Origin of the sequence: Streptomyces sp. NBC_00162, from assembly GCF_024611995.1 — a bacterium.
Lineage (GTDB): Bacteria > Actinomycetota > Actinomycetes > Streptomycetales > Streptomycetaceae > Streptomyces.
The window spans coordinates 3817985-3842525 of the sequence record NZ_CP102509.1 but is presented as its reverse complement, the minus strand read 5'-3'; the positions used below and the strand labels follow the sequence as shown (position 1 = coordinate 3842525).

General features: G+C 71.6%; 26 protein-coding genes. 20 read left to right on the top strand and 6 right to left on the bottom strand.

Features of this window, described 5'->3' with window-relative positions; translation table 11 throughout:
* Positions 1-72 precede the first annotated feature (72 nt).
* From JIW86_RS17730 to glmM, 5 genes are all read left to right on the top strand, one after another.
* Positions 73-1701, top strand: a complete 1629-nt coding sequence (locus JIW86_RS17730) for an ATP-binding cassette domain-containing protein (RefSeq protein WP_257554799.1) — start codon at positions 73-75, stop codon at positions 1699-1701.
* A gap of 219 nt (positions 1702-1920) precedes the next feature.
* Positions 1921-3201: a glycosyltransferase family 87 protein gene (locus JIW86_RS17725; RefSeq protein WP_257554798.1), complete on the top strand. Its 1281-nt coding sequence runs from the start codon at positions 1921-1923 to the stop codon at positions 3199-3201.
* 232 nt (positions 3202-3433) lie between these two features.
* Positions 3434-3877, top strand: a complete 444-nt coding sequence (gene rplM / locus JIW86_RS17720) for a 50S ribosomal protein L13 (RefSeq protein ID WP_073912858.1) — start codon at positions 3434-3436, stop codon at positions 3875-3877.
* 42 nt (positions 3878-3919) lie between these two features.
* Positions 3920-4441, top strand: a complete 522-nt coding sequence (gene rpsI / locus JIW86_RS17715) for a 30S ribosomal protein S9 (RefSeq protein ID WP_215143970.1) — start codon at positions 3920-3922, stop codon at positions 4439-4441.
* Positions 4442-4575: 134 nt separating this feature from the next.
* The gene (glmM, locus tag JIW86_RS17710) at positions 4576-5934 is read left to right on the top strand and encodes a phosphoglucosamine mutase (protein ID WP_257554797.1); all 1359 of its coding nucleotides are present in this window, start codon (positions 4576-4578) and stop codon (positions 5932-5934) included.
* Between the two features lie 7 nt (positions 5935-5941).
* Here the strand turns inward: glmM and JIW86_RS17705 are convergent, their stop codons facing one another.
* Complete coding sequence (locus JIW86_RS17705; protein WP_215143966.1) at positions 5942-6913, bottom strand: DUF389 domain-containing protein; 972 nt, start codon at positions 6911-6913, stop codon at positions 5942-5944.
* Positions 6914-6929: 16 nt separating this feature from the next.
* Positions 6930-7979, bottom strand: a complete 1050-nt coding sequence (gene coaA, locus JIW86_RS17700; RefSeq protein ID WP_215143964.1) for a type I pantothenate kinase — start codon at positions 7977-7979, stop codon at positions 6930-6932.
* A gap of 267 nt (positions 7980-8246) precedes the next feature.
* On the opposite strand from coaA, the gene JIW86_RS17695 reads away from it, so the two are divergent.
* The 8 genes from JIW86_RS17695 to JIW86_RS17660 all read left to right on the top strand — a co-directional run bounded on the left by JIW86_RS17695 (position 8247) and on the right by JIW86_RS17660 (position 16150).
* The gene (locus JIW86_RS17695; RefSeq protein ID WP_257554796.1) at positions 8247-9023 is read left to right on the top strand and encodes a hypothetical protein; all 777 of its coding nucleotides are present in this window, start codon (positions 8247-8249) and stop codon (positions 9021-9023) included.
* 108 nt (positions 9024-9131) lie between these two features.
* On the top strand, positions 9132-10979 hold the full coding sequence (glmS, locus tag JIW86_RS17690; RefSeq protein WP_215143960.1) for a glutamine--fructose-6-phosphate transaminase (isomerizing): 1848 nt from the start codon (positions 9132-9134) through the stop codon (positions 10977-10979).
* A gap of 80 nt (positions 10980-11059) precedes the next feature.
* Positions 11060-11428, top strand: a complete 369-nt coding sequence (locus tag JIW86_RS17685; RefSeq protein WP_215143958.1) for a holo-ACP synthase — start codon at positions 11060-11062, stop codon at positions 11426-11428.
* Positions 11429-11476: 48 nt separating this feature from the next.
* Positions 11477-12865: an NAD(P)H-hydrate epimerase gene (locus JIW86_RS17680; protein WP_257554795.1), complete on the top strand. Its 1389-nt coding sequence runs from the start codon at positions 11477-11479 to the stop codon at positions 12863-12865.
* Positions 12866-12923: 58 nt separating this feature from the next.
* The gene (gene alr, locus JIW86_RS17675) at positions 12924-14060 is read left to right on the top strand and encodes an alanine racemase (protein WP_257554794.1); all 1137 of its coding nucleotides are present in this window, start codon (positions 12924-12926) and stop codon (positions 14058-14060) included.
* Positions 14061-14080: 20 nt separating this feature from the next.
* Positions 14081-15271, top strand: coding sequence for an alpha/beta fold hydrolase (locus JIW86_RS17670; protein ID WP_215143955.1), 1191 nt, complete (start codon positions 14081-14083; stop codon positions 15269-15271).
* Positions 15222-15788 carry a tRNA (adenosine(37)-N6)-threonylcarbamoyltransferase complex ATPase subunit type 1 TsaE gene (gene tsaE / locus JIW86_RS17665; RefSeq protein ID WP_322975530.1) on the top strand — a complete coding sequence of 189 codons (567 nt, stop codon included), beginning with the start codon at positions 15222-15224 and terminating at the stop codon, positions 15786-15788. The genes JIW86_RS17670 and tsaE overlap by 50 nt, the downstream gene beginning before the upstream one ends.
* A 176-nt stretch (positions 15789-15964) precedes the next feature.
* On the top strand, positions 15965-16150 hold the full coding sequence (locus JIW86_RS17660; RefSeq protein ID WP_257554793.1) for a hypothetical protein: 186 nt from the start codon (positions 15965-15967) through the stop codon (positions 16148-16150).
* Positions 16151-16186: 36 nt separating this feature from the next.
* Here JIW86_RS17660 and JIW86_RS17655 read toward each other — a convergent pair whose 3' ends face one another.
* Positions 16187-16744: a hypothetical protein gene (locus tag JIW86_RS17655; RefSeq protein ID WP_257554792.1), complete on the bottom strand. Its 558-nt coding sequence runs from the start codon at positions 16742-16744 to the stop codon at positions 16187-16189.
* 119 nt (positions 16745-16863) lie between these two features.
* Between JIW86_RS17655 and tsaB the strand changes: the two genes are divergently transcribed.
* The 5 genes from tsaB to JIW86_RS17630 are packed head-to-tail and all read left to right on the top strand — an operon-like array spanning position 16864 to position 20113.
* Positions 16864-17541, top strand: a complete 678-nt coding sequence (tsaB, locus tag JIW86_RS17650; RefSeq protein ID WP_215143951.1) for a tRNA (adenosine(37)-N6)-threonylcarbamoyltransferase complex dimerization subunit type 1 TsaB — start codon at positions 16864-16866, stop codon at positions 17539-17541.
* A 29-nt stretch (positions 17542-17570) separates the two neighbouring features.
* The gene (rimI, locus tag JIW86_RS17645) at positions 17571-18050 is read left to right on the top strand and encodes a ribosomal protein S18-alanine N-acetyltransferase (RefSeq protein WP_257559353.1); all 480 of its coding nucleotides are present in this window, start codon (positions 17571-17573) and stop codon (positions 18048-18050) included.
* Positions 18043-19194 carry a tRNA (adenosine(37)-N6)-threonylcarbamoyltransferase complex transferase subunit TsaD gene (tsaD, locus tag JIW86_RS17640; RefSeq protein ID WP_257554777.1) on the top strand — a complete coding sequence of 384 codons (1152 nt, stop codon included), beginning with the start codon at positions 18043-18045 and terminating at the stop codon, positions 19192-19194. Before rimI ends, tsaD begins: the two co-directional genes overlap by 8 nt.
* Entirely contained in the window at positions 19191-19457 is a 267-nt protein-coding gene (locus JIW86_RS17635; protein WP_257554776.1) for a hypothetical protein, read from the top strand. Before tsaD ends, JIW86_RS17635 begins: the two co-directional genes overlap by 4 nt.
* A 44-nt stretch (positions 19458-19501) precedes the next feature.
* Positions 19502-20113: a hypothetical protein gene (locus tag JIW86_RS17630; protein ID WP_257554774.1), complete on the top strand. Its 612-nt coding sequence runs from the start codon at positions 19502-19504 to the stop codon at positions 20111-20113.
* A 35-nt stretch (positions 20114-20148) separates the two neighbouring features.
* Here the strand turns inward: JIW86_RS17630 and JIW86_RS17625 are convergent, their stop codons facing one another.
* Together JIW86_RS17625 and JIW86_RS17620 are read right to left on the bottom strand one after the other, a co-directional pair.
* The gene (locus tag JIW86_RS17625; RefSeq protein ID WP_215143944.1) at positions 20149-20562 is read right to left on the bottom strand and encodes a VOC family protein; all 414 of its coding nucleotides are present in this window, start codon (positions 20560-20562) and stop codon (positions 20149-20151) included.
* Between the two features lie 77 nt (positions 20563-20639).
* Positions 20640-21857, bottom strand: a complete 1218-nt coding sequence (locus tag JIW86_RS17620) for a class I SAM-dependent methyltransferase (RefSeq protein WP_257554772.1) — start codon at positions 21855-21857, stop codon at positions 20640-20642.
* Positions 21858-22053: 196 nt separating this feature from the next.
* Between JIW86_RS17620 and JIW86_RS17615 the strand changes: the two genes are divergently transcribed.
* Together JIW86_RS17615 and JIW86_RS17610 are read left to right on the top strand one after the other, a co-directional pair.
* A complete protein-coding gene (locus JIW86_RS17615) occupies positions 22054-22935 on the top strand; it encodes a polysaccharide deacetylase family protein (RefSeq protein WP_257559352.1) in 882 nt (293 codons plus the stop codon).
* Complete coding sequence (locus tag JIW86_RS17610; protein WP_257554770.1) at positions 22935-23834, top strand: polysaccharide deacetylase family protein; 900 nt, start codon at positions 22935-22937, stop codon at positions 23832-23834. Before JIW86_RS17615 ends, JIW86_RS17610 begins: the two co-directional genes overlap by 1 nt.
* 53 nt (positions 23835-23887) lie before the next feature.
* Here the strand turns inward: JIW86_RS17610 and JIW86_RS17605 are convergent, their stop codons facing one another.
* A complete protein-coding gene (locus tag JIW86_RS17605) occupies positions 23888-24448 on the bottom strand; it encodes a TetR/AcrR family transcriptional regulator (RefSeq protein WP_257554768.1) in 561 nt (186 codons plus the stop codon).
* Positions 24449-24541: the final 93 nt, after the last annotated feature.

Here is a 24541-nt window from a genome sequence, read left to right as displayed (position 1 = left end):
CGGGCTGGGGGCACCTCCCGGCGGTAGCCGGGGGACTAACTCGTTTGGGCGGATCGCGGCCGGACCTGGACAATGCGCGGCATGGGACATCTCGAAGCCAGCCACCTGGAGTACTACCTTCCCGACGGGCGGGTACTGCTCCCCGACGTCTCCTTCCGGGTGGGGGAGGGTTCGGTCGTCGCCCTGGTCGGGGCGAACGGTGCCGGCAAGACCACGCTGCTGAAGATGATCTCCGGCGAGCTGCAGCCGCACGGCGGCGGCGTGACCGTCAGCGGCGGGCTCGGCGTGATGTCGCAGTTCGTGGGCTCGGTCCGGGACGAGACGACCGTACGGGACCTGCTGGTCTCGGTGGCCCAGCCGCGGATCCGGGAAGCCGCGAAGGCCGTGGACCGCGCCGAGCAGCTGATCCTGACGGTGGACGACGAGGCCGCCCAGATGGCGTACGCGCAGGCGCTCAGCGACTGGGCCGACGTACAGGGCTACGAGGCCGAGACGCTCTGGGACGTCTGCACCATGGCCGCGCTGGCGATCCCGTACGACACCGCGCAGTTCCGCGAGGTGCGCACGCTCTCCGGCGGTGAGCAGAAGCGCCTGGTTCTGGAGGCGCTGCTGCGCGGGCCGGACGAGGTGCTGCTGCTCGACGAGCCCGACAACTACCTGGACGTCCCGGGCAAGCGGTGGCTGGAGGAGCAGCTGGCGGCCACCCGCAAGACGGTGCTCTTCGTCTCGCACGACCGGGAGCTGCTGACCCAGGCTGCGGAGAAGATCATCAGCCTGGAGGCGAGCCCGAACGGTTCGGACGTGTGGGTGCACGGCGAGGGCTTCGCCACCTTCCACGACGCCCGCAAGGAGCGATTCGCGCGCTTCGAGGAGCTCAAGCGCCGCTGGGACGAGGAGCACGCCCGGCTGCGGGCGCTGGTGCTGCGACTGCGCAACCAGGCCGCGTCCAGCCCCGACATGGCCTCGCGCTACCGGGCGATGCAGACCCGCTTCCAGAAGTTCGAGGAGGCCGGCCCGCCCCCGGAGCCGCCGCGCGAGCAGGACATCAAGATGCGGCTCAAGGGCGGGCGTACGGGCGTGCGCGCGCTCACCGTCGAGAACCTCGAACTGACCGGGCTGATGAAGCCGTTCTCCCTGGAGGTCTTCTACGGGGAGCGGGTCGCGGTCCTCGGATCGAACGGCTCCGGCAAATCGCACTTCCTGCGCCTGATGGCGGGCGAGGACGTCAAGCACACCGGCACCTGGAAGCTGGGCGCCCGCGTGGTACCCGGCCACTTCGCGCAGACGCACGCGCACCCGGAGCTCTTCGGGCGCACCCTCGTCGACATCCTGTGGACGGAGGCCGCCAAGCCGCTCGGCCAGGCGATGGGCGCACTGCGCCGCTACGAGCTGGAGCGTCAGGGCGACCAGCCGTTCGAGAAGCTCTCGGGCGGCCAGCAGGCGCGCTTCCAGATCCTGCTGCTGGAGCTGGCGGGGACCACGGCGCTGCTGCTGGACGAGCCGACGGACAACCTGGACCTGGAGTCCGCGGAGGCCCTCCAGGACGGCCTGGAGGCGTACGACGGCACTGTGCTGTGTGTCACACACGACCGCTGGTTCGCGCGCACTTTTGACCGTTACCTGGTCTTCGGTTCGGACGGTGTTGTGCGGGAGACTCAGGAGCCCGTCTGGGACGAGCGACGCGTCGAGCGCCGCCGCTGAGACGTGCGGTCGGCCCCCGTTCGACGGACGGAGTCCGGCGCAGCCGTCCGAAGCCCCTGAGGCCCCCTGGGGCCGAGGGGTGCGAGGGCGGCGGTGGGGAGGGGTCTCAGGAGCCCGTCTGGGACGAACGTAGAGTCGAGCGGAAGCGCTAGGGGGAGACCGCCCCCTCGGTCGGAGTGAGGGGGAGGCGTAGTGGGCCTGCGGCCTAGCATCTGGCTCATGAAGTGGGAGAACCACAGCTCCGGAAACCGGCTGATCGACTGGCTGCTGCGGCCCGCGTCCCGGCCCTGGCAGCTCGTCTCCCTCGCGGTGGTCCTGGGGGTCTGCGTCTCCACGAGCCTGCGGGAGAACTGGGGCTCGGACAACGCCTTCGTGGTCAAGGCGGCGGAGACGCTCCTGGCGGGCGGCTCCCCGTACGAGGACAAGCGATTCCTGTACCTGCCCAGCGCCGTGCTCATGGCCGTCCCGGAGGCGCTGCTGCCGCAGACGGCGCTGCGGTGGTGCCTGCCGGTCGGGATGTCCGGGCTGCTGGGCATCGGCTGGCTGGCCGCGCTGCGGCTGTTCTCGGTGCCGCTGCGCTCGCGGTTCGCGGTCGTCGGGTTCCCGGTGCTGGCCCTGGCCTACAAGCCGTACGTGAACCTCGTGCTCATCGGCAACTGGACGGCCATCTCGGCGGCCGCGCTGCCGGTCGCGCTGCTGCTCGCGCACCGGCGCCACTGGGGGGCGGCCGGCCTGGTCGTCGGGCTGGCGATCGCCTGCAAGCCGATGCTCGTGCCCGTCGGGCTGGTCTTCCTGATCGCCCGGCGGTGGCGCGGGCTGGCCGCGGCCGTGCTGGTGCCGCTGGGGCTCTCGCTGGCTGGCGCGCTGATGATGCCGAGCCCGTCGCTGTTCTTCACCAAGACCCTGCCGTTCCTGCTCCAGGGGCAGGACGCGTACGCACTGCCGTGGGACGCCTCGCCGATAGCGGTGCTGCCGCGGCTGGGCGTGCCGGAGCCGCTGGCGGTGCTGGTGGCCTTCGCGGGGGCGGGGGCCGGGCTGTGGGCGGCCTGGACGCGGTGGCGGCGGCCGGAGTCCGCCGAAGGCGGCGGGGAACACGACGAGACGGACGGGGGAGAGCTGCGGCTCGTGGAGACGGCCTGCATGGTGATGCTCGCCGCATTCCTGGTCTCGCGGCCGTCCTTCGACCACTACCTGCTGGTGGTGCTGCCGGTACTGCTGGCCTCGGGGGTGCGGCCGGGCTCGATGCCCCGCTCGCCCTGGTTCTGGCTGGCACTGACGCCCCAGGTGGCCCTGCTCCCGTGGCCGTCGGAGCTGGCCCACAAACGGCGCGCCTTCAAGGACTGCGCCACCCTGTGCGGGCTCGCGATTCTGCTGGCGCGTCGTGCGCTGCGCTCCGGGCGGGTTACTCTGGGACCCGTAACAACTGCGGGGTCCCCACCCAGGACCAAACCGGAGTGCGCCGCGACGCCAGCAGAATCGGCATCGCGGACCGCGTTTTGACCCGTTCGGGTCTGCTTGGGTATCCTGCTGGTTTGTTATGCGTATTGGCTTTCTCATTCTCACGTGAAAGGGCCTTGCGCCGGTCCACCGGACCGATGACCAGCAGTTCACACGGGTTGCGTCCCCGTTGTGATTGAGGGCTGTCGTGATCGTCCGTGGTGACCCTGTCAGGACCTTCCCGTGGGGCTTGCGCCCTTTGGGATACCACCACTGAAGAAGCGAAGGCATACGCGTGCGTACGTTCAGCCCCAAGCCCGGCGACATCTCGCGCCAGTGGCTCGTCATCGACGCCCAGGACGTTGTCCTCGGCCGTCTGGCGACCCAGGCCGCTGCCCTCCTGCGGGGTAAGCACAAGCCGACTTACGCCCCCCACATGGACATGGGCGACTTCGTCATCATCGTCAACGCCGACAAGGTTCACCTGTCCGGCAACAAGGCGACCCAGAAGATGGCGTACCGCCACTCCGGCTACCCGGGCGGCCTCCGCTCGGTGCGCTACGACGACCTCCTGGCGAACAACCCGGAGAAGGCCGTCGAGAAGGCCATCAAGGGCATGCTCCCCAAGAACACCCTGGGCCGTCAGATGCTCTCGAAGCTGAAGGTCTACTCGGGCGACCAGCACCCCCACGCTGCTCAGCAGCCGGTGCCGTTCGAGATCACCCAGGTCGCGCAGTAGTTCCGGCCACCCCCTAAGACGTAGAAAATTCTGAGGAGCATCGTGGCCGAGACCACCGCCGAGACGACCCCCGTCGACGAGTTCGAGGGCAACGTCGAGGAGTACACCAGCGAGTCTGAGGTCGTCGTCGAGGGCGACTACACCTCCGAGTCCCTTGCCGGTCGCTTCGGCGACCCCCAGCCGGCCGCCGGCCTGGGCCGTCGCAAGAACGCCATCGCCCGCGTCCGGATCGTTCCGGGCACCGGCAAGTGGAAGATCAACGGTCGCACCCTTGAGGACTACTTCCCCAACAAGGTGCACCAGCAGGAAGTCAACGAGCCGTTCAAGCTCCTCGAGCTGGACAACCGCTACGACATCATCGCCCGCATCGCGGGTGGCGGCGTCTCCGGCCAGGCCGGCGCCCTGCGCCTTGGTGTGGCCCGTGCGCTGAACGAGGCGGACGTGGACAACAACCGCCCGGCGCTGAAGAAGGCCGGCTTCCTCTCCCGCGACGACCGTGCGGTCGAGCGCAAGAAGGCCGGTCTCAAGAAGGCCCGTAAGGCTCCGCAGTACAGCAAGCGTTAATCTGCGCCTGCTGTTCTGCAACGACCGCCCCGGCAGCACTCTCCGTGCTGCCGGGGCGGTTCGTTTACCGCCACAAGCGGCAAATACCTGTCACAAGCGGTCACAAAGCGATGCAGAAACTCGGGAGGACAACAGTGGGACGACTCTTCGGGACGGACGGTGTACGCGGCGTTGCCAACGCGGATCTGACGGCGGAGCTCGCGCTCGGCCTCTCCGTGGCGGCTGCCCACGTACTGGCCGAGGCGGGCACCTTCGCGGGCCACCGGGCGACGGCCGTGGTCGGCCGGGATCCCCGTGCCTCCGGCGAATTCCTCGAGGCGGCGGTCGTGGCCGGCCTCGCGAGCGCGGGCGTGGACGTCCTGCGCGTCGGTGTGCTGCCCACCCCGGCGGTGGCGTATCTCACCGGTGCGCTGGGTGCCGACCTCGGCGTGATGCTCTCTGCCAGCCACAACGCCATGCCGGACAACGGCATCAAGTTCTTCGCCCGCGGCGGCCACAAGCTCGCCGACGAGCTGGAGGACCGCATCGAGTCCGTCTACGAGGAGCACCGCACCGGCGCCCCCTGGGACCGGCCCACCGGCTCCGGAGTCGGCCGCGTCTCCGACTACACCGAGGGCTTCGAGAAGTACGTCGGCCACCTGATCGGGGTCCTCCCCAACCGCCTCGACGGCCTGAAGATCGTCCTGGACGAGGCGCACGGCGCGGCCGCGTACGTGTCGCCCGAGGCCTTCGCCCGGGCCGGCGCGGAGATCGTCACGATCGGCGCCGAGCCGGACGGCCTGAACATCAACGACGGCTGCGGCTCCACCCACCTCGGCCTGCTCAAGGCCGCCGTGATCGAGCACGGCGCCGACTTCGGCATCGCGCACGACGGTGACGCGGACCGCTGCCTGGCCGTGGACGGCACCGGCGCGGAGGTCGACGGCGACCAGATCCTCGCGGTGCTGGCACTGGCCATGCGCGAGGCCGGGCAGCTGCGCGAGAACACCGTGGTCGGCACCGTGATGTCCAACCTGGGCTTCAAGCTGGCCATGGAGGGCGAGGGCATCCACGTCGTGCAGACCGGCGTCGGCGACCGGTACGTGCTGGAGTCGATGAAGGAGCACGGCTACGCGCTGGGCGGCGAGCAGTCCGGCCACGTGATCATCCTCGACCACGCGACGACCGGCGACGGCACGCTGACCGGGCTGCTGCTGGCGGCGCGGGTCGCGGCCACCGGCAAGTCCCTGGCGGAGCTGGCCGGCGTCATGCAGCGGCTGCCGCAGGTGCTGATCAACGTTCCCGACGTGGACAAGTCCCGTGTCGCGACCTCCGGCGAGCTGGCCGCGGCGGTGACCGACGCCGAGCGCGAGCTGGGCGCCACCGGGCGGGTGCTGCTCCGTCCGTCCGGTACGGAGCCGCTCGTACGGGTGATGGTGGAGGCCGCCGACATCGAGCAGGCGCGCTCGGTCGCCGGCCGGCTCGCGGACGCCGTGAAGTCGGCGCTCGGCTAGACAGGTCTTAAACGGCCCCGCTCGGCCTGCGTGGCGCACCCGGCTTCCGGATCATCCGGCTCTGCTGGGTGCGCCACAGCAGTTTCCAGGCGATGAGGGTGAGCGTGCCCGAGAGGATGATGCCGCCCAGGTTGAGCGCCAGCTGGACGCCCGAGCCCCACATCTGGGCGAAGTCCCCGTAGCTGAGTGCCACGGCGGCGTTGGCGCCCGCCGGGACGGTGGTGACGGAGATCGCCACGCCGACCAGTGCGCCCGCCTTCGCCGAGGTCAGCGACAGCATGCCGGCCACGCCCGCGAGCAGCGCCACGACGAAGGAGAACGGGTCGGGCTGCCAGATGAAGCTGGTGTTCGGCCGTGGGTTGTCGAGCATTCCCTCGTGGAACAGGCCGAGCCCGTCCATCGCCAGACTGAAGACAGTCGTGGCCGCGATCGCCGCCGTGAAGCCGACCACCAGCGCGAAGAGCGAACGCCCGGCGAGCCTCGGCCTGCGCTGCACCAGGCCCGTGCAGATGCCGGCGAGCGGGCCGAACTCCGGGCCGACCGCCATGGCGCCCACGATCAGGATCGCGTTGTCCAGGACCACACCGCAGGCCGCGATCATCGTCGCCACGATCATGAAGACGCTGTAGGTGATCGTGAGGGTGGATTCCTCGTGCGTCGACTCGGCGAGCTGTTCCCAGACCACCGCGTCGGCGGCCTCGCCCGGCGCCTCCTCCTCCGCGTCGTCGGCGCGCTTGGAGATCGACAGGTCGATGTTCTCGACGGCGATCGAACCGCTCTCGCCGATGCCGAGCGTGCGCATCTCCTGCAGCAGTTCGTCGGCCGCCTCGCGCGCGACGTCGCACAGCACCAGGTCGCCCTGGGGATCGCGGGCGGCGCCGTCCAGCACGACCAGATGAGTGGTACCGACCGTCCGGTCGATCAGTTCCACCACCTGCTCCGTGAGGTGGTGCGGGGTGATCATCCGCAGATGCAGCATGCCCGCACCCTAACCACTAGAGCTTGCGCAGGCTCAGCTTCTGCACCTTGTGGTCCGGTCCCTTGCGGACGACCAGGGTGGCGCGGCCGCGGGTGGGGGCCACGTTCTCCAGCAGGTTGGGCTTGTTGATGGTCCGCCACATCGTCTGCGCGTACTCCATGGCCTCCTCCTCGGAGACCTGGGTGTACTTGCGGAAGTAGGAGAAAGGATTCTGGAAGGCGGTCTCGCGCAGCTTCCGGAAGCGGCCCAGGTACCAGCGCTCGATGTCCTCGGGGCGCGCGTCCACGTAGACGCTGAAGTCGAAGTAGTCGGCCAGGGCGACGCGGGTGCGGCCGTCCGTCCCGGGGAGGGCCGGCTGGAGCACGTTGAGGCCTTCGACGATGAGGATGTCCGGGCGGCGTACGACGAGCTCCTCGCCGGGCACGATGTCGTAGATCAGGTGCGAGTAGACCGGGGCCCGGACCTCGTCCTTGCCGGCCTTGATGTCGGCGACGAAGCGGGTGAGCGCGCGGCGGTCGTAGGACTCCGGGAAGCCCTTGCGGGAGGTGAGCCCGCGCCGCTGGAGCTCCTTCATCGGGTAGAGGAAGCCGTCGGTCGTGACCAGCTCCACGCGGGGGTGCTCGGGCCAGCGCGCGAGCAGGGCCTGGAGCAGACGGGCCACGGTGGACTTGCCGACGGCGACCGAGCCGGCGACCCCTATGACGAAGGGGGTGCCCTGCTGGGCGCCGTGCCCGTTGCCGGCGTCGCCGAGGAAGGTGTTGAGGGTGCCGCGGAGATTGCTGGTGGCGCCCACGTACAGGTTCAGGAGGCGGGAGAGCGGCAGGTAGACGTCGCGGACCTCGTCGAGGTCGATGACGTCGCCCAGGCCGCGCAGCCGCTCGACCTCGTCGGCGGTGAGCGGCAGCGGGGTCCGCTCGCGCAGGGCGCTCCACTCGGCGCGGGTGAGGTCGACGTACGGAGAGGCGTCGGGGCTCCGGCGGTGGGTGGGGCGGGTGGGGTGCCCGTCCGGGCCGGTGCGCTCCGTTGCGTTGTCCGGCGTGCTGCTTCGTGGCGGCGAAGTGATCACACCGCCATTGTCGGCGCTCCGGCTCGGTTATGGGTGGTGTGGTCGGTCACGTGGTCGGTCACGCGGTCGGGGCCGGGGCCGGTACCGAATCGAGGCCCTTGTGGTCTCGTGCCGATCACGATCGGCCGCAGGTGCGCCAAAAGCCCGGCCGGGTGATCGTACTTACCAGTACATTGCGGGAACGCAGCAGTTCTGAGCGTGCTCCGTCATGCCGGGTGGCGCTCCTGCTGAGCTGATTCTCGTTGTTGTCTTTGGGGGAGATCCTTCGTGCGTACCGCTCTTGTCCGTCGTACCGTCCTGACCGCGTCCGCGGTGTCCCTGGCCCTGCTGGCCACCGCCTGCGGCTCCGACAAGGCCGACACCAAGACGGACGCCAAGCCGTCCGCTCCGGCGAGCTCGGCGGCCCCGGCCGCCAAGGGCAAGACCGACGCGGAGCTGACGGCCCTGCTGGTCACCCAGGCCGAGGTCCCCGACTACGTGGTCAACGCCGAAGCGGCCGCCAAGCTCGGCAAGGTCGACTCGACCCAGGTCACCACCGACAAGCCCGAGTGCAAGGTCCTGGTCCAGACCCAGGCCCTGCAGAAGATCGGTACGCCGACCGGTGTCGCCCGTACGGCGCTGAGCGCCAAGCCGAAGGAAGCGGCCGCGAACGCCTCGCCGGAGGAGAAGCTGGAGGCCATCCAGAAGGCGCTCGGCGCCACCGCGACGATGACCGGCCTGTCCTCCTTCGACGGCAAGGGCGCCGAGGAACTGGTCGCTTCCTTCAAGGCGGCGGGCACGGCCTGCGCGGGCGGCTTCAGCGCCACCTCCGAGGGCGAGACCACCAAGTACGAGAGCGTCAAGCCGGGCCCGGCGGTCACCGGCGGCGACGAGGCCGTGAGCCTCGCCCTCACGGCGGACCTGGAGGACGGTGACAAGGGCACCCTCCTGCTCGTGGTGGCGCGCAAGGGCTCCACGGTCGCCTCCTTCAGCTCGATCAGCCTGCTCGGCGCGGCGGAGTCCCCGAAGACGCTCATCGACACCCAGGTCAAGAAGCTCGGCTGACGCCTGCCCGGCGATGCGTCAACCCCGCTCCGGCACATTCGCCGGGGCGGGGTTTTCGTCTTGTTCAGGTACGGGGCAGGAGCTCAACTTCGGCGTACGCTGCGGCCTATGTGCGGAATTGTGGGTTACGTGGGAGCGCAGTCGGCGCTCGATGTGGTCATCGCCGGACTCAAGCGACTGGAGTACCGCGGCTACGACTCGGCGGGGATCGCCGTGCTCTCCGAGGGGGAACTGGCCGCGGTCAAGAAGGCCGGGAAACTCGTCAACCTGGAGAAGGAACTGGTCGGCAACCCGCTGCCGGCCGGGTCCACCGGGCTGGGGCACACCCGGTGGGCCACCCATGGCGGGCCGACCGACGCCAACGCCCATCCCCACCTGGACAACTCCGGGCGGGTGGCGGTCGTGCACAACGGCATCATCGAGAACTTCGCCGCGCTGCGCGCCGAACTCGCCGAGCGCGGACACCGGCTGGAGTCCGAGACGGACACCGAGGTGGTGGCGCACCTGCTCGCCGAGGAGTACGCGGCCGGCGGGGACCTGGCGGCGGCGATGCGGCGGGTGTGCCTGCGGCTCGAGGGCGCCTTCACGCTGGTCGCCGTGCACGCCGACGCGCCGGACGTGGTCGTCGGCGCGCGCCGGAACTCGCCCCTGGTGGTGGGCGTTGGAGAGGGAGAGAACTTCCTCGCCTCGGACGTGGCCGCGTTCATCGCCCACACCCGGTCCGCGATCGAGCTGGGGCAGGACCAGGTCGTCGAGCTCCGCCGCGACGGGGTGTCGGTGACCAACTTCGACGGTTCGGCCGCGACCGTGCGGGCGTACCACGTGGACTGGGACGCCTCGGCGGCCGAGAAGGGGGGTTATGACTACTTCATGCTCAAGGAGATCGCGGAGCAGCCGAAGGCTGTCGCCGACACCCTCCTGGGCAGGATCGACGCGAGCGGCTCGCTGACCCTGGACGAGGTGCGCATCCCCGCCTCGGTGCTCAGGGAGGTCGACAAGGTCGTGATCGTGGCGTGCGGTACGGCGTACCACGCGGGCATGATCGCGAAGCTGGCCATCGAGCACTGGACCCGCATCCCGTGCGAGACGGAGCTGGCGAGCGAGTTCCGCTACCGCGACCCGATCCTGGACCAGCGGACGCTGGTGGTCGCGATCTCGCAGTCCGGCGAGACCATGGACACCCTGATGGCGCTGCGGCACGCGCGCGAGCAGGGCGCCCGGGTGCTGGCCATCTGCAATACGAACGGGTCGACCATTCCGCGGGAGTCGGATGCGGTGCTCTACACGCATGCGGGCCCGGAGGTGGCGGTCGCCTCCACGAAGGCGTTCCTGACGCAGCTCGTGGCCTGCTACCTGGTCGCGCTGTACCTGGGGCAGGTACGGGGCACCAAGTGGGGCGACGAGATCCGGGCGGTGATCCGGGAGCTGTCGGACATCGCCGCGGCGGTGGACACCGTACTGGAGACGATGGAGCCCGTACGGGAGCTCGCCCGGTCCCTCGCCGACAAGAACACCGTGCTGTTCCTGGGGCGGCACGTGGGGTACCCGGTGGCGCTGGAGGGCGCGCTCAAACTCAAGGAGCTGGCGTACATGCACGCCGAGGGCTTCGCGGCGGGCGAGCTCAAGCACGGGCCGATCGCGCTGATCGAGAAGGACCTGCCGGTGGTCGTCGTCGTCCCGTCGCCGCGCGGGCGGTCGGTGCTCCACGACAAGATCGTGTCGAACATCCAGGAGATCCGGGCACGCGGGGCGCGGACCATCGTCATCGCGGAGGAGGGCGACGAGGCGGTCGTGCCGTACGCCGACCACCTGATCCGGATCCCGGCCACGCCGACGCTGCTCCAGCCGCTGGTGGCGACGGTGCCGTTGCAGGTCTTCGCGTGCGAGCTGGCGACGGCGCGCGGGAACGAGGTGGACCAGCCGCGTAACCTCGCGAAGTCGGTGACTGTGGAGTGAGCGAAGCGAACGGAACAGGTCGCCGGCAATCGGGCACAGTGGTGACTGTGGAGTGAGTAGCGGGCAGTGGGGCAGGCGTTGTGATTATCGGCGTGGGAATTGACGTTGCGGAGATCGAGCGGTTCGGCGCGGCGCTGGAGCGGACGCCGAACATGGCCGGGCGGCTGTTCCTCGACGCCGAGTTGACGCTGCCGAGCGGTGAGCGGCGCGGGATCGCCTCGCTCGCCGCCCGGTTCGCGGCCAAGGAGGCCCTGGCCAAGGCGCTCGGCGCGCCCGGCGGGCTGCTGTGGACCGACGCAGAGGTGTACGTGGAGGACACCGGGCAGCCCCGGCTGCGGGTGTCCGGGACGGTCGAGGCCCGGGCACGGGCGCTGGGCGTGAAGTCCTGGCACATCTCACTGAGCCACGACGCCGGCGTCGCCTCCGCCGTGGTGATCGCCGAGGGATAGGCGAGAGATAGCCGAGGGGCAGCGGCCTCCGTCGGGCAGGGTGGTGCCATGCGTACTGCTTACAGCGTGGAGACCGTACGGGCCGCCGAGCGGGAGCTGATGGCCCGGCTGCCCGAGGGCGCCCTGATGCAGCGGGCGGCGGCCGGGCTGGCCGCCGTATGCGCGGGGCTGCTGGGACGGGTGTACGGGTCCCGGATCGTGCTGCTGGCCGGGCCCGGCGACAACGGGGGCGACGCGCTCTACGCCGGGGCGCGGCTCGCCCGGCGCGGGGCCGGGGTGACGGCGGTGCCGATGGACCCCGGGAGGCTGCACGCGGGCGGGCTCGCCGCGCTGCGGGCCGCCGGAGGACGCGTCGAGGAAGCCGTCCCGCAGCGCGCGGACCTCGTGGTGGACGGGCTGCTGGGGATCGGCGGCCGGGGCGGGCTGCGGCCGGCCGCGGCAGCGCTGGTGGAGCGGATCCCGCCGGGGGTCCCGGTGGTCGCCGTGGACCTGCCGAGCGGGGTGGACGCGGACACCGGGGAGGTGGCGGGCCCGGCCGTCACGGCCGATGTGACGGTGACCTTCGGGGCGTACAAGCCGGGCCTGCTGATCGATCCGGGGGCCTCGCGGGCGGGCGTGGTGCACCTGGTGGACATCGGCCTGGAGCTGTCCGGCCGCCCCGCCGTGGAGGCCATGCAGCACGCCGACGTGGCGGGCCTGCTGCCGGTGCCGACGGCGTCGAGCGACAAGTACCGGCGGGGCGTGGTCGGGATCGCCGCCGGGTCCCCGCAGTACCCGGGCGCGGCCGTACTGGCCGTTGCGGGGGCGCTGCGGGGCGGTGCGGGCGCGGTGCGGTACGTGGGGCCGGCGGCGGAGGCCGTGCTCGCCCGGTACCCCGAGACGCTGATCGGGCGCGGCCGGGTGCAGGCCTGGGTGGTCGGGCCGGGGCTGGGGGAGGGGCGCGGCGGCGAGGTCGCGGAGCTGCTGGCGCAGGACGTTCCGGTGCTGGTCGACGCGGACGGGCTGCGGGGGCTGGACGCCGGTGTGCTGCGGGCCCGGACGGCCCCGACCCTATTGACCCCGCACGCGGGGGAGGCGGCGGCGCTGCTGGGGGTTCCGCGGGAGTCGGTGGAGGCGGGCCGGCTGGGGTCCGTACGGGAACTGGCCGAGCGGTACGGCTCGGCGGTGCTGCTGAAGGGCTCGACGACGCTGGTCGCCTCGGGCGGGGTGGCGCGGGTGAATCCGACGGGGACGCCGTGGCTGGCCACCGCCGGGAGCGGTGACGTGCTGTCCGGGCTGGCTGGCTCGCTCCTGGCGGGCGGGCTGTCCGGGGCGGACGCCGGGTCGGTGGCGGCGTACCTCCACGGCCTGGCGGCCAGGCTTACGGGCGGCCCGCTGCTGGCCCACCAGGTTGCCGAGGCCCTCCCGGCGGCGTGGCGGGACGTCCGCCGGCCGTGACCGGGCGCGGAGCCCCAGGGGACCAGGTCCAGGTGGGGGTTCTGAGAGACTGTGGGGGATGAACGAGACACCGACGCGCGTGTACGCCGAGATCGACCTCGATGCCGTACGGGCGAACGTGCGCGCGCTGCGCGGGCGGGCGCCCCGGGCCGAGCTGATGGCCGTCGTCAAGGCGAACGCCTACGGGCACGGCGCTCTGGCCTGCGCCAAGGCCGCCCAGGAGGCCGGAGCCACCTGGATCGGGACCGCCACGCCCGACGAGGCGCTCGCGCTGCGCGCCGCCGGGGTCGAAGGCCGGATCATGTGCTGGCTGTGGACCCCCGGCGGGCCCTGGCGGGAGGCCGTCGAGGCCGGCATCGACGTCTCCGTCAGCGGAATGTGGGCCCTGGACGAGGTACGGGAGGCCGCCCGCGCCGCCGGCCGCCCGGCCAGGATCCAGCTCAAGGCCGACACCGGACTCGGCCGCAACGGCTGCCAGCCCGGCGACTGGGCGGAACTGGTCGGGGCGGCCGTCGCCGCCCAGGCCGAGGGCACCGTCCAGGTCACCGGCCTCTGGTCGCACTTCGCCTGCGCCGACGAGCCCGGGCATCCGTCCATCCAGCTCCAGCTCACGGCCTTCCGCGACATGCTCGCGTACGCCGAGAAGGAGGGCGTGGAGCCCGAGGTCAGGCACATCGCCAACTCGCCCGCCACTCTCACCCTGCCCGAGTCCCACTTCGACCTGGTGCGCTGCGGGCTGGCCGTCTACGGGGTCTCGCCCGCACCCGAACTCGGCACCCCGGCCCAGCTCGGCCTGCGGCCCGCCATGACCCTCAAGGCCTCCCTCGCGCTGGTCAAGACCGTCCCGGCCGGGCACGGCGTGAGCTACGGGCACCACCACGTCACCGACGCCGAGACCACCCTCGCGCTGATCCCGGCCGGTTACGCCGACGGCATCCCGCGGCACGCCTCAGGGCGCGGCCCGGTCCTCGTCGGCGGCAAGATCCGCCACGTCGCCGGGCGCGTGGCCATGGACCAGTTCGTGGTCGACCTGGACGGCGACACGGCCACGGCGGGCGACGAAGCGGTCATCTTCGGGGACGCGGAGCGCGGTGAACCCACCGCCGAGGACTGGGCTCAAGCGTCAGACACGATCGCGTATGAGATCGTCACCCGTATCGGAGGGCGTGTGCCCCGGGTGTACCTGGGCGCCTGAGTCGGAGTGAGGGCGGCGGCGTGAGCGAGAACTGGCGCAAGGCCGGCTGGGCCGGCGCTGCCATCGGCGTGATAGCGGCGGGTGCGGCGGCCGGTGTAGCCGTCGAACGGATCACCGTCGGGCGCGGCATGCGCATGAAGGCGCGCCTGGCCCTCGACGCCGCCGGTGACTACGGGTCCCTGCGCGGGACGCAGGGGACCTGCCGGGCCGAGGACGCCACCGAGCTCTACTACGAGGTCGACGAGCTCCCCGAGGACACCAAGCGGCCGCGGTCCCGGCTGCGCCGGAAGCCCGCGCCCGGCGCCACCGTCGTCTTCTGCCACGGCTACTGCCTTGGCCAGGACTCCTGGCACTTCCAGCGCGCCGCGCTGCGCGGAGTGGTCCGCACCGTCTACTGGGACCAGCGCAGCCACGGCCGCAGCGCCCGCGGACTGGCCCAGGCGGACGGCGAACCGGTCACCATCGATCAGCTCGGCCGCGACCTGAAGGCCGTCATCGACGCCGCCGCCCCCGAGGGCCCGCTGATCCTGGTGGGTCACTCGATGGGCGGAATGACCATCATGGGATTCGCGGAGCAGTTCCCCGACCTCGTGCGCGACCGCGTCGTCGGCGTCACCCTGGTCGGCACCTCCAGCGGCCGCCTCGACGAGGTGACGTACGGGCTGCCCTCCGTCGGGCTGGGTGCCGTACGCCGCATCCTGCCGGGCGTGCTCAAGGCGCTCGGCTCGCAGGTGGAGCTGGTCGAGAAGGGCCGCAGGGCCACCGCCGACCTCTTCGCGGGCATGATCAAGATGTACTCGTTCGGCTCCCGCGACGTGGACCCGGGCGTCGCGCGCTTCGCGGAGCGGCTCATCGAGGCCACCCCGATCGACGTGGTCGCCGAGTTCTACCCGGCCTTCCAGACCCACGACAAGACCGAGGCCCTCCAGCGGTTCGCGGACATCCCCGTCACCGTCGTCGCCGGGGACAACGACATGATCACCCCGCCCGGGCACAGCGTGGCCATGAAGGAGGCGCTGCCGAGCGCCGAGCTGGTGATCCTGGAGTCCACCGGGCACCTGATGATGCTGGAGCGCCCGGAGACGGTGACGCGACTGCTGACCGAGCTGCTGGCGCGCACCGGCGCGGTCCCCGCCCTCGCAGCGACTAACGTTGGCGGGCATGGAAGAAGTACCGCTGGAAGCACAGCGCAGCCAGGCACCGGCACCTGAGGCCGGTGTCGCGGCCGAGACCCGGATCACCGTCGACTCCCCGGACTCCATGCGGGATCTGGGCCGCAGGCTCGCCGGCCTGCTGCGCCCGGGCGACCTCGTCCTGCTGACCGGCGAGCTCGGCGCGGGCAAGACCACGCTGACCCGCGGGCTCGGCGAGGGACTGGGCGTGCGCGGGGCCGTGACCTCGCCGACCTTCGTGATCGCCCGCGTACACCCCTCGCTGAGCGGCGGGCCCGCGCTGGTGCACGTGGACGCGTACCGGCTGGGGGGCGGGCTGGACGAGATGGAGGACCTGGACCTCGACGTCTCGCTGCCCGAGTCCGTGGTCGTCGTGGAGTGGGGCGACGGCAAGGTGGAGGAGCTCTCCGACGACCGGCTGCACGTGGTGATCGCCCGGGCCGTCGGCCACGAGGAGGTCCTGGACGACGTACGGGAGGTGTCGGTGCGCGGGATCGGGGCGCGCTGGGCCGACGGGGCCGGACTGGACGCCCTGGCCGGGGCCCTCTCGGAGTAACGCGCCCGCGACTGGAGCGACAGCCGGAGCGACGACTGGAGCGGCGACCGAAGCGGCGAACGTGCCGACAACTCGTCGGCAAGATATTGCGCAGGCGGTGGCACGCGTGATGACATGGTACCGAGAGTTTCTTAGGTATGCCTAAGTTCAGCGTCCCGGTGTCCCAGGAGGCAGCCATGTCGGCACCAGCAGGAGCGCAGCGCGATCCCCGGCCGTCCGCCGTGTCCATGGGAGCGCTGCTCGCCGCGGGCGTGGCTGCCAGCGCCGTCTCGACGCCGCCCGCCCTCGCGCCCGTCACGGGCGAGGGGGAACCGCAGGGCTGCGTACGCGAACAGGCCGCTCCGGAATCCGAAGCGGCCTAGGTTCGTCGCACGTACGGGTGGTCTGCCCCCGGGACGTCAGGGAACGACGACGACCTTCGAGTTGATCGTCGCGAAGGCCCACATCGCGTCGCCGTCGGCCTTCGTCATGCGGATGCCGCCGGTCTTCCGGTTCGGGTCGGGCTCCGGCGTCGCGCCGTCCGCGCGGGCGCTGAATCCGATGATCACGCCCTCCGTGGTGGCGAACCGTACGACGTGCTCGATCGGCACCCCGTCCGAGCCGGTGACCGCGCCCGAGCGCGAGCCCACCAGGTAGCTGCCCGCCTTGGGGTGCACCGTGCTCGGCATCACCGTGAACGACTTGGGCTCCTGACCGGCCTCGCCCACCAGCCACACGCGCTTGTTGCCCACGGAGTACACGACGCGCACCCCGGTGCCCGAACCTTCCGGCAGCGGCACCGGCTTCGCCGGGTCCTGCTTGCCCGCGGCCGGGCTGGGGGCCGGGGCCGGCGCCTGCGGGGCGGCCTGCGGGGGACGCTCGGGAGCTGTCGCGGATGCCTGGTAGCCGAGGAAGCCGATCGCGGCGAGTGCCGCGGCGGTGAGCCCGGCCACGATTCCCGAGCTGCTGCGTGCCACCTTGCTCCACCTCTCCGCACTGCCTGTTGCCTCGTCCGACGCCTGATCGAAAGGTAGCAGCAGGCCCGCTCCACAACCGGCCGCAAAGCCTGGGGGTTCCGGAGTCGTAGGCTGTTCGCGTGCTCTTGCTCGCTGTAGATACCGCCACGCCCGCCGTCACCGTCGCCCTGCACGACGGCGAGTCCGTCCTCGCCGAGTCGAACCAGGTCGACGCCCGCCGCCACGGGGAGCTGCTGCTGCCCTCCGTGGACAAGGTGCTCGCCGAGGCCGGGCTGAAGCTCGACGCCGTCACCGGCATCGTCGTCGGGGTCGGCCCCGGCCCCTACACCGGGCTGCGCGTCGGCCTCGTCACGGCCTCCACCTTCGCCTCCGTGCTGGGCGTGCCCGTGTACGGCGTGTGCACCCTCGACGGGCTCGCCCACGCCGCCGGGGCCGCCGGGATCGAGGGCCCCTTCGTCGTCGCCACCGACGCGCGGCGCAAGGAGGTCTACTGGGCGCGCTACGAGGACCCCCGCACGCGGGTCGGCGGACCCGCCGTGGACCGCCCGGCCGACATCGCCGAGCAGGTCGCGGGCCTGCCCGCGGTGGGCCAGGGCGCGTTGCTGTACCCCGAGGTCTTCCCCGACGCGCGCGGGCCCGAGCACCAGTCGGCCGCCGCACTGGTCTCGCTGGCCGCGGAGCGCCTGGCCGCCGGGGAGCCGTTCGAAAACGCCGACGGCGTGGCTCCGGCCCCGCTCTACCTGCGCCGGCCCGACGCGCAGGTGCCCAAGAACTACAAGGTGGTCACCCCGCAGTGACGGCCGCCCCTGACGTCGTACTCCGCGAGATGCGCTGGTGGGACATCGAGCCGGTGCTGAAGCTGGAGCACGAGCTGTTCCCCGATGACGCCTGGTCCGCCGGGATGTTCTGGTCCGAGCTGGCCCACGCCCGCGGCCCGCAGGCCACGCGCAGATACGTCGTCGCCGAGGACGGATCGGGCCGGCTGGTGGGCTACGCCGGGCTGGCCGCCGCCGGCGACCTGGCCGACGTACAGACCATCGCGGCCGCCCGCGACCAGTGGGGGACCGGGCTCGGCGCCCGGCTCCTGACCGACCTGCTGCGCGCCGCCACCGCCTTCGAGTGCGCCGAGGTGCTGCTGGAAGTGCGGGTGGACAACGCCCGCGCCCAGAAGCTCTACGAGCGCTTCGGCTTCGAGCCCATCGGCTTCCGGCGGGGCTACTACCAGCCCGGCAACGTCGACGCGCTCGTCATGCGACTGACCGACCCCGCACAAGCACGAACTGAGAGCAGTGAGAGCAATGGCTGACGAACCTCTCGTCCTCGGCATCGAGACCTCCTGCGACGAGACCGGCGTCGGCATCGTCCGCGGCACCACCCTGCTCGCGGACGCGATCGCGTCGAGCGTCGACGAGCACGCCCGCTTCGGCGGGGTCGTGCCCGAGGTGGCCTCGCGCGCCCACCTGGAGGCGATGGTCCCCACCATCGAGCGCGCCCTGAAGGAGGCCGGGGTCAGCGCCCGCGACCTCGACGGCATCGCGGTCACGGCGGGTCCCGGCCTGGCGGGGGCGCTGCTGGTGGGCACCTCGGCGGCCAAGGCGTACGCCTACGCGCTGGGCAAGCCGCTCTACGGCGTGAACCACCTGGCCTCGCACATCTGCGTGGACCAGCTGGAACACGGTCCGCTGCCGGAGCCGACCATGGCGCTGCTGGTGTCCGGCGGGCACTCCTCGCTGCTGCTGGCCCCCGACATCACCTCCGACGTACGGCCGCTCGGCGCGACCATCGACGACGCGGCCGGCGAGGCCTTCGACAAGATCGCGCGCGTGCTCCAGCTGGGCTTCCCCGGCGGTCCGGTCATCGACCGGCTCGCGCGCGAGGGCGACCCGAAGGCGATCCACTTCCCGCGCGGGCTGACGGGGCCGCGCGACGCGGCGTACGACTTCTCCTTCTCCGGGCTGAAGACGGCCGTCGCCCGCTGGATCGAGGCGAAGCGGCACGCGGGCGAGGAGGTGCCGGTGCGCGATGTCGCGGCGTCCTTCCAGGAGGCCGTGGTGGACGTGCTGACGCGCAAGGCCATCCGGGCGTGCAAGGACGAGGGCGTCGACCACCTCATGATCGGCGGCGGTGTGGCGGCCAACTCGCGGCTGCGCTCGCTGGCGCAGGAGCGGTGCGACGACGCGGGGATCATCCTGCGGGTGCCGCGGCCCAAGCTGTGCACCGACAACGGCGCGATGGTGGCGGCGCTGGGCGCGGAGATGGTCAAGCGGAACCGTGCGCCCTCGGACTGGGACCTGTCGGCGGACTCCTCGCTGCCGGTGACGGACCCGCACGTCCCGGGGACGGCCCACGAACACGCGCACGGGCAGTCGGACGGCCACGGGCACGGCCACGGGCACTCGCACGACCATGACCACGTGCACGAGCTGAGCAAGGACAACCTGTACTCATGAGCACCGTCGCGCTGATGTGGGAGGCCCGGGCCACCGACGGTCGGGGCAACGAGCTGCTGGAGTGGGCCCGTTCGCAGGTGCTGGCCCAAGAGCCGGTGCGCCGCGAGGTGTTCCGGGCCCCGCAGGACCGGGTGCTCGTCATCACCTGGTGGGAAGCGCCCGAGGGCGTGTCGGCGGACCTTCCCGAACTCCCGGAGCCCGCAGCCGACTTGATCACGCGGGCGGTGCACCGCTGGCGGTTCGAGTCGGTGGAGGTCGGCTAGGGCTGACGGGTTCCGGGCCGGCCCCGGCGGCTATGGTCATGTGCATGCCTCGCCGTGACCTGCCGCCTCCGCCGCCTCCCGCGCACCTGCGGGCCTGGCTGGACGAGAACGCCGTACGGGCCGACCGTGCGCGCATCCTGCACGAGTTGGGCCGGCGCAGCCTGGGCATCGGGCGGCTGCTGCTGCTCTGGGCCGTCGCGGCCGTCTTCGCCCTCGGCTGGACCTTCGTCGCCATGGCCCTGATGGCCTTCGAGGAGGGCGACCCGATCTCCTTCATCCTCGGCTTCGTCTTCGTGGTGCTCGGCGTCGGCGTGCTGGTCCCGGCCGGGTTCTGGTTCGCCCGGGGGGCCCGCCTGGACCGCCAGGTGCGCGGGCTGCTGTGCGCGTGGGCGGAGGCGGGCCGGGATCCGGCCGCCGACGCCCGGGTACGCGCTCCGGGGCGGAGCCTGACCTGGCTGCTCACCTCGTTCGGGCTGGGCGTGGCGGGGCTGTGGCTGACCTTCGGGGTCGCCCTGTCGGCCCGCCCGGGCCGCGAGGCGTACGGCGAGCTCGCGTACTACATGGGCCTCGGCATGATCCTCTGGATCACCGGACTGCTCGGCCTGGGCAAGGCGGGCGCGCACTACCGCTGGGCGGTGCGCGTCTTCCGCGGCTAGGTCCTGTCCCCCGGACAAGGCCTAGTTGCGCGCCGCTAGTCACGCGCCGCCAGGTTCAGCTGCCAGGAGACGCCGAAGCGGTCGTTCACCCAGCCGAACCTCTCGCTGAAGCCGTACGAGCCCACCGGCATCAGCTCCCCGCCGCCCTTGGCGAGGGCCCCGTACAGGCGGTCGAGTTCGGCCGCGCTCTCGCACTCCACGAAGAGCGATACCGACGGGGTGAAGCCGAAGCCGTGCTTGACGTAGCTGTCGATGCACTTGAACTGCTGCCCGGCGAGCGCGAACGTGGCGAGCTTCACCGAGCCCTCCGGGCCGGGTCCGGCGGCGTCGTAGCGGGCGATGTCGATGACCTCGGCGTCCTCGAACAGCGAGGTGTAGAAGGTCAGCGCCTCCTCGGCCCTGCCTTCGAACATCAGGAACGTGGTGATCTTCTGAGGTGCCGGGGTCATGGTGCCTGCCGTCCGAGGGGTCGGGGGAGTCCTTCGAGACCGAGGCTAGGACACGGGTCCGACAGTGGCCCCGAGGCTCACTGATCCGCGGGATCCGCCTGGGCGGCCTGGTCCCGTACGGGCTTCGCCGCCGGTGCGCCGATCAGCATCGACGGGGCGCCCGCGACCCGGGTCAGGAAGACCGTCGCCGAGTTCGGCCCCTGCGGCTTCACCTTCCTGCGGAGCTCCTCGGGCTCGATGGCCGAGCCGCGCTTCTTCACCGTCAGGATGCCGACCCCGCGCTCGCGCAGCAGGGCCTTCAGCTTCTTCAGCCCGAAGGGCAGCACGTCGGTGATCTCGTACGCCGTCGCGTACGGCGTCGCGCGCAGCTCGTCGGCGGTGATGTACGCGATGGTCGGGTCGATCAGCCGGCCGTCCAGTTGTTCGGCGACCTCGGCCACGAGGTGCGCGCGGATCACGGCGCCGTCGGGCTCGTAGAGCCAGCGGCCGACGGGCCCGGCCTCCGGGTCGGGCAGCGGATCGGCGGTGTGCAGGGCGCGCGGCCCGGGCAGCAGGGTGGCGCGTACGGTCCCCGGCGAGGTCCCGAACCAGAGCACGGCCTCCTTGACGTCCCCCTGGTCGGAGATCCACTCGGCCTCGGCCTCGGCCGGGACCGCCTCGTGCGGGATCCCGGGAGCGATCTTGATGGCGGCGCACTTCGCCGTACGGGCCGTCTCGACGGCCCAGGACAGCGGCGGCGAGTAGGACTCCGGGTCGAAGATCCGGCCGCGGCCCCCGCGCCGGGCCGGGTCGATGAAGACGGCGTCGTACGCGGACACGTCCACGTCCGTCACATCCGCCTCACGGACCTCGATCAGGTCCGCCAGCCCCAGCGCCTCGGCGTTGGCCCGGGCGACGGCGACGGTCAGCGGGTCGTGGTCGACCGCGAGCACCCGGATGCCGAGCCGCGCCAGGGCGAGGGCGTCCCCGCCGATGCCGCAGCACAGGTCCGCGAGGCTGCGTACGCCGAGAGCGGCGAGGCGCTCGGCGCGGTACGAGGCCACGGACGCGCGGGTGGCCATCTCGCCGCCGCCGGGCGTGAAGTACATCCGGAAGGCGTCCTCGGCGCCGAACTTCGCCACCGCGCGCTGCCGCAGCCGGGCCTGTCCGAGCGCGGCGGACACCAGAGCGGCGGGGTGCTCGCGGCGCAGCCGGGTGGCGACGGCCAGCTCCTGGCCGGGGTCGTAGTCGCGGAGCGAGTCGAGGAGGGTGCGCCCCTCGGGGGTGAGGAGGGCGGCGAAGTCTTCGGGGGTCACGGGTCCATTGTCGGCGACGCACGGGCGCGCGCGGGGTGTGGGCCAGTCGGTGGAAGGTGGGACTCCGCTCGCGGTGTCTTCCGGGGAGCCCGCGTGTCGGGTGCCAGGATGCGCAGCTATGCAGCTAGTCCGACAAAAGGAAGATAAGACGCAACAGGGTCACCGGTACGCGGCGGGTCCGCGCGGCCGGTTCGGGGTGGCCGTGGCCGCCCTGCTGGTAGCCGCCCTCGGCACGGCGTGCGGCTCCGGGGGGTCCGGAGCGCCGGACAAGGCCGAGAAGGCCAAGGCGGGCAAGGCGGGCAAGGGCGCGGAGGCGGGCGCGGCGGGCGCGCTCAGCGCCGCCGAGAAGGCCAAGGCGGCCCAGCAGGCGCGCATCGCGGCGGCGAAGAAGTGGCGGCTGGCCAAGACCCCGCTCGCCGCTCCGGCGGCGCCGAAGGTGAAGCCCGAGCTCACCACGCGCGACGGTTTCGAGGTGGAGGACCAGGAGGAGTACCCGCCGGTCTTCACCACCATCGACACGGAGGACAAGGTCGTCTTCCTGACGGTCGACGACGGCGCCGAGAAGGACCCCGAGTTCCTGCGGATGATGCAGGAGCTGAAGATCCCGTACACGGCGTTCCTCAGCGACTACATCGTCAAGGACAACTACCCGTACTTCAAGGAGATGCAGGCCGCCGGCGTCACCCTGAACAACCACACGCTCAACCACCGCTACATGCCCGGCCTGTCGTACGAGAAGCAGCGCGAGGAGATCTGCGGCCAGCAGGACACGATCCAGAAGCAGTTCGGCAAGCGCCCGACCCTCTTCCGGCCGCCGTACGGCAACTACAACCAGGACACGCTGCGCGCGGCGAAGTCCTGCGGGATCAAGGCGGTTCCGCTGTGGAACGCGGAGGCCTTCCCGAACCGGACGGAGTACCGCGAGTGGGACCGCGATCTGCACCCCGGTGACATCATCCTCACGCATTTCCGGGGCAAGGAGGACTGGAAGGGCACGATGCCTGACATGATCCGTCATGTCATGAAGACCGTCACGGACAAGGGGTACGCCGTGGCTCGCCTGGAGGATTACCTGTGATGCATGCGCGCCGGTTGGTGGCCGGGACGCTGGCGGCCGGCGCGCTCGCGCTGTCCCTGACGGGGTGCGGGGACGGCGCGGACACCGGCGAGCGGCTGGGGCCCAAGGCGAAGGCGACGCAGGGGACATCGGGCCCTTCCGCCTCGCCGTCCCCGCCGTCGGCCGCTGCGTCGCCGTCCGCTGCGCCGCCGGCGGGCGGGGCCGCGGACGAGGCGTACCGCAAGTGGGGCCTGACGGGCCCCCTGGAGTACGCGCCGAAGCCCGACCGGAAGCCGGAGATACCGAAGGCCGCCCCGGGCAAGGTGCCCGTGATCGACCGAATACCCGTACCGGCCGGGGACAAGGTCGTCTTCCTGACCTTCGACGACGGCGCGGAGAAGGACCCCGAGTTCCTGAAGCTGGCCGCTGATCTGAAGCTGCCGATCAGCATGTTCCTGACGGACAGTGTGGCCTCGCCGGACTACGGGCACTTCGAGAAGCTCCGCGACAACGGCTCGGCGAGCACGATAAACAACCACACGCTGACGCACCCGAACCTGCGGACCCTGCCCTTCGAGGCGCAGAAGCACGAGATATGCGGCCAGCAGGAACGCCTGGAGAAGCGCTTCGGTCAGCGACCGCCGCTCTTCCGCCCGCCCTTCGGGAACTACAACGACGACACCCTCCGGGCCGCCTCGGAGTGCGGAGTCTCGTCCCTGGTGCTGTGGCGGGTCTCGATGCAGATCAACAACTTCCAGTACGCCGAGGGCTCCGCCCTCAAGCCGGGCGACATCATCCTGGCCCACTTCCGCGGCCCCGCGGAGCTCAAGGGCTCGACGGAGATCCAGATGACGACGCGGATGCTGCAGCGCATCCAGGAACAGGGCTACCGGATAGGGCGCCTCGAGGACTACCTGTAGGACTACCTGGTAGGGCTACCTGTAGGACTGGCTGCAGGACACCGGGCCTACGGCTACCGCAGCAGCCAGTTCTTGGTCAGTTCCATCATGTCCGCCCGGCTGTGGCTGCCGTGGTCGGCGGCGATGAAGTACTCGCCGATCCGCACGGAGAAGGTGACCGTGCAGCGGACTTCGACCTCGTCCGCGTCGGTGCAGATCTCGCCGAACAGCGAGCGCAGGTAGTCCATGCGCCGGTTGTCGACGCGCCGGAGGCGCTGGGCGACGTCCTCGTCGCGCCGGGCCCAGTCGCGGATCGCGAGCTCGGCCGCGACGCCCGTCATCGGCCCGCCGGAGCCGGACGAGGCGATCGCGAACAGTCGCTCCAGCCTGGCCCTGGCCTCTCCGCCACCGCTCTCGACCTGCTCGATCACCGCCTCGGTGACCTCCCGCTCCCAGGTGTCGAGCATCTCGGTGAGGAGCGCGCCCCGGTTGCCGAAGTACCCGTAGAAGCCCCCTTTGCTGACGCCGAGCGCCTGCGCCAGCGACTCGATGCGGACGGACTCCGGGCCGCCCGAGGCGAGCGCCCGCAACCCCTCCTCGATCCACTTGCCGCGAGGCGTGCGGGTCGTGCCCATGGTGTGTCTCCGCTCACGTCTTCCCCCGTCTATACGGTGCCGTATAGACGGGTGCTAGCCTTCTTCTATACGGCATCGTATAGATAGGGGCTT

Bases quoted from the DNA above. Each gene is read 5' to 3' on its own strand.
- JIW86_RS17730 (WP_257554799.1), top strand. From the start codon at position 73: ATGCGCGGCATGGGACATCTCGAAGCCAGCCACCTGGAGTACTACCTT.
- JIW86_RS17725 (WP_257554798.1), top strand. From the start codon at position 1,921: ATGAAGTGGGAGAACCACAGCTCCGGAAACCGGCTGATCGACTGGCTG.
- JIW86_RS17705 (WP_215143966.1), bottom strand. From the start codon at position 6,913: ATGCTGCATCTGCGGATGATCACCCCGCACCACCTCACGGAGCAGGTG.
- glmS (WP_215143960.1), top strand. From the start codon at position 9,132: ATGTGCGGAATTGTGGGTTACGTGGGAGCGCAGTCGGCGCTCGATGTG.
- JIW86_RS17680 (WP_257554795.1), top strand. From the start codon at position 11,477: ATGCGTACTGCTTACAGCGTGGAGACCGTACGGGCCGCCGAGCGGGAG.
- alr (WP_257554794.1), top strand. From the start codon at position 12,924: ATGAACGAGACACCGACGCGCGTGTACGCCGAGATCGACCTCGATGCC.
- tsaE (WP_322975530.1), top strand. From the start codon at position 15,222: ATGGAAGAAGTACCGCTGGAAGCACAGCGCAGCCAGGCACCGGCACCT.
- JIW86_RS17660 (WP_257554793.1), top strand. From the start codon at position 15,965: ATGTCGGCACCAGCAGGAGCGCAGCGCGATCCCCGGCCGTCCGCCGTG.
- rimI (WP_257559353.1), top strand. From the start codon at position 17,571: ATGCGCTGGTGGGACATCGAGCCGGTGCTGAAGCTGGAGCACGAGCTG.
- tsaD (WP_257554777.1), top strand. From the start codon at position 18,043: ATGGCTGACGAACCTCTCGTCCTCGGCATCGAGACCTCCTGCGACGAG.
- JIW86_RS17635 (WP_257554776.1), top strand. From the start codon at position 19,191: ATGAGCACCGTCGCGCTGATGTGGGAGGCCCGGGCCACCGACGGTCGG.
- JIW86_RS17630 (WP_257554774.1), top strand. From the start codon at position 19,502: ATGCCTCGCCGTGACCTGCCGCCTCCGCCGCCTCCCGCGCACCTGCGG.
- JIW86_RS17625 (WP_215143944.1), bottom strand. From the start codon at position 20,562: ATGACCCCGGCACCTCAGAAGATCACCACGTTCCTGATGTTCGAAGGC.
- JIW86_RS17610 (WP_257554770.1), top strand. From the start codon at position 22,935: ATGCATGCGCGCCGGTTGGTGGCCGGGACGCTGGCGGCCGGCGCGCTC.
- JIW86_RS17605 (WP_257554768.1), bottom strand. From the start codon at position 24,448: ATGGGCACGACCCGCACGCCTCGCGGCAAGTGGATCGAGGAGGGGTTG.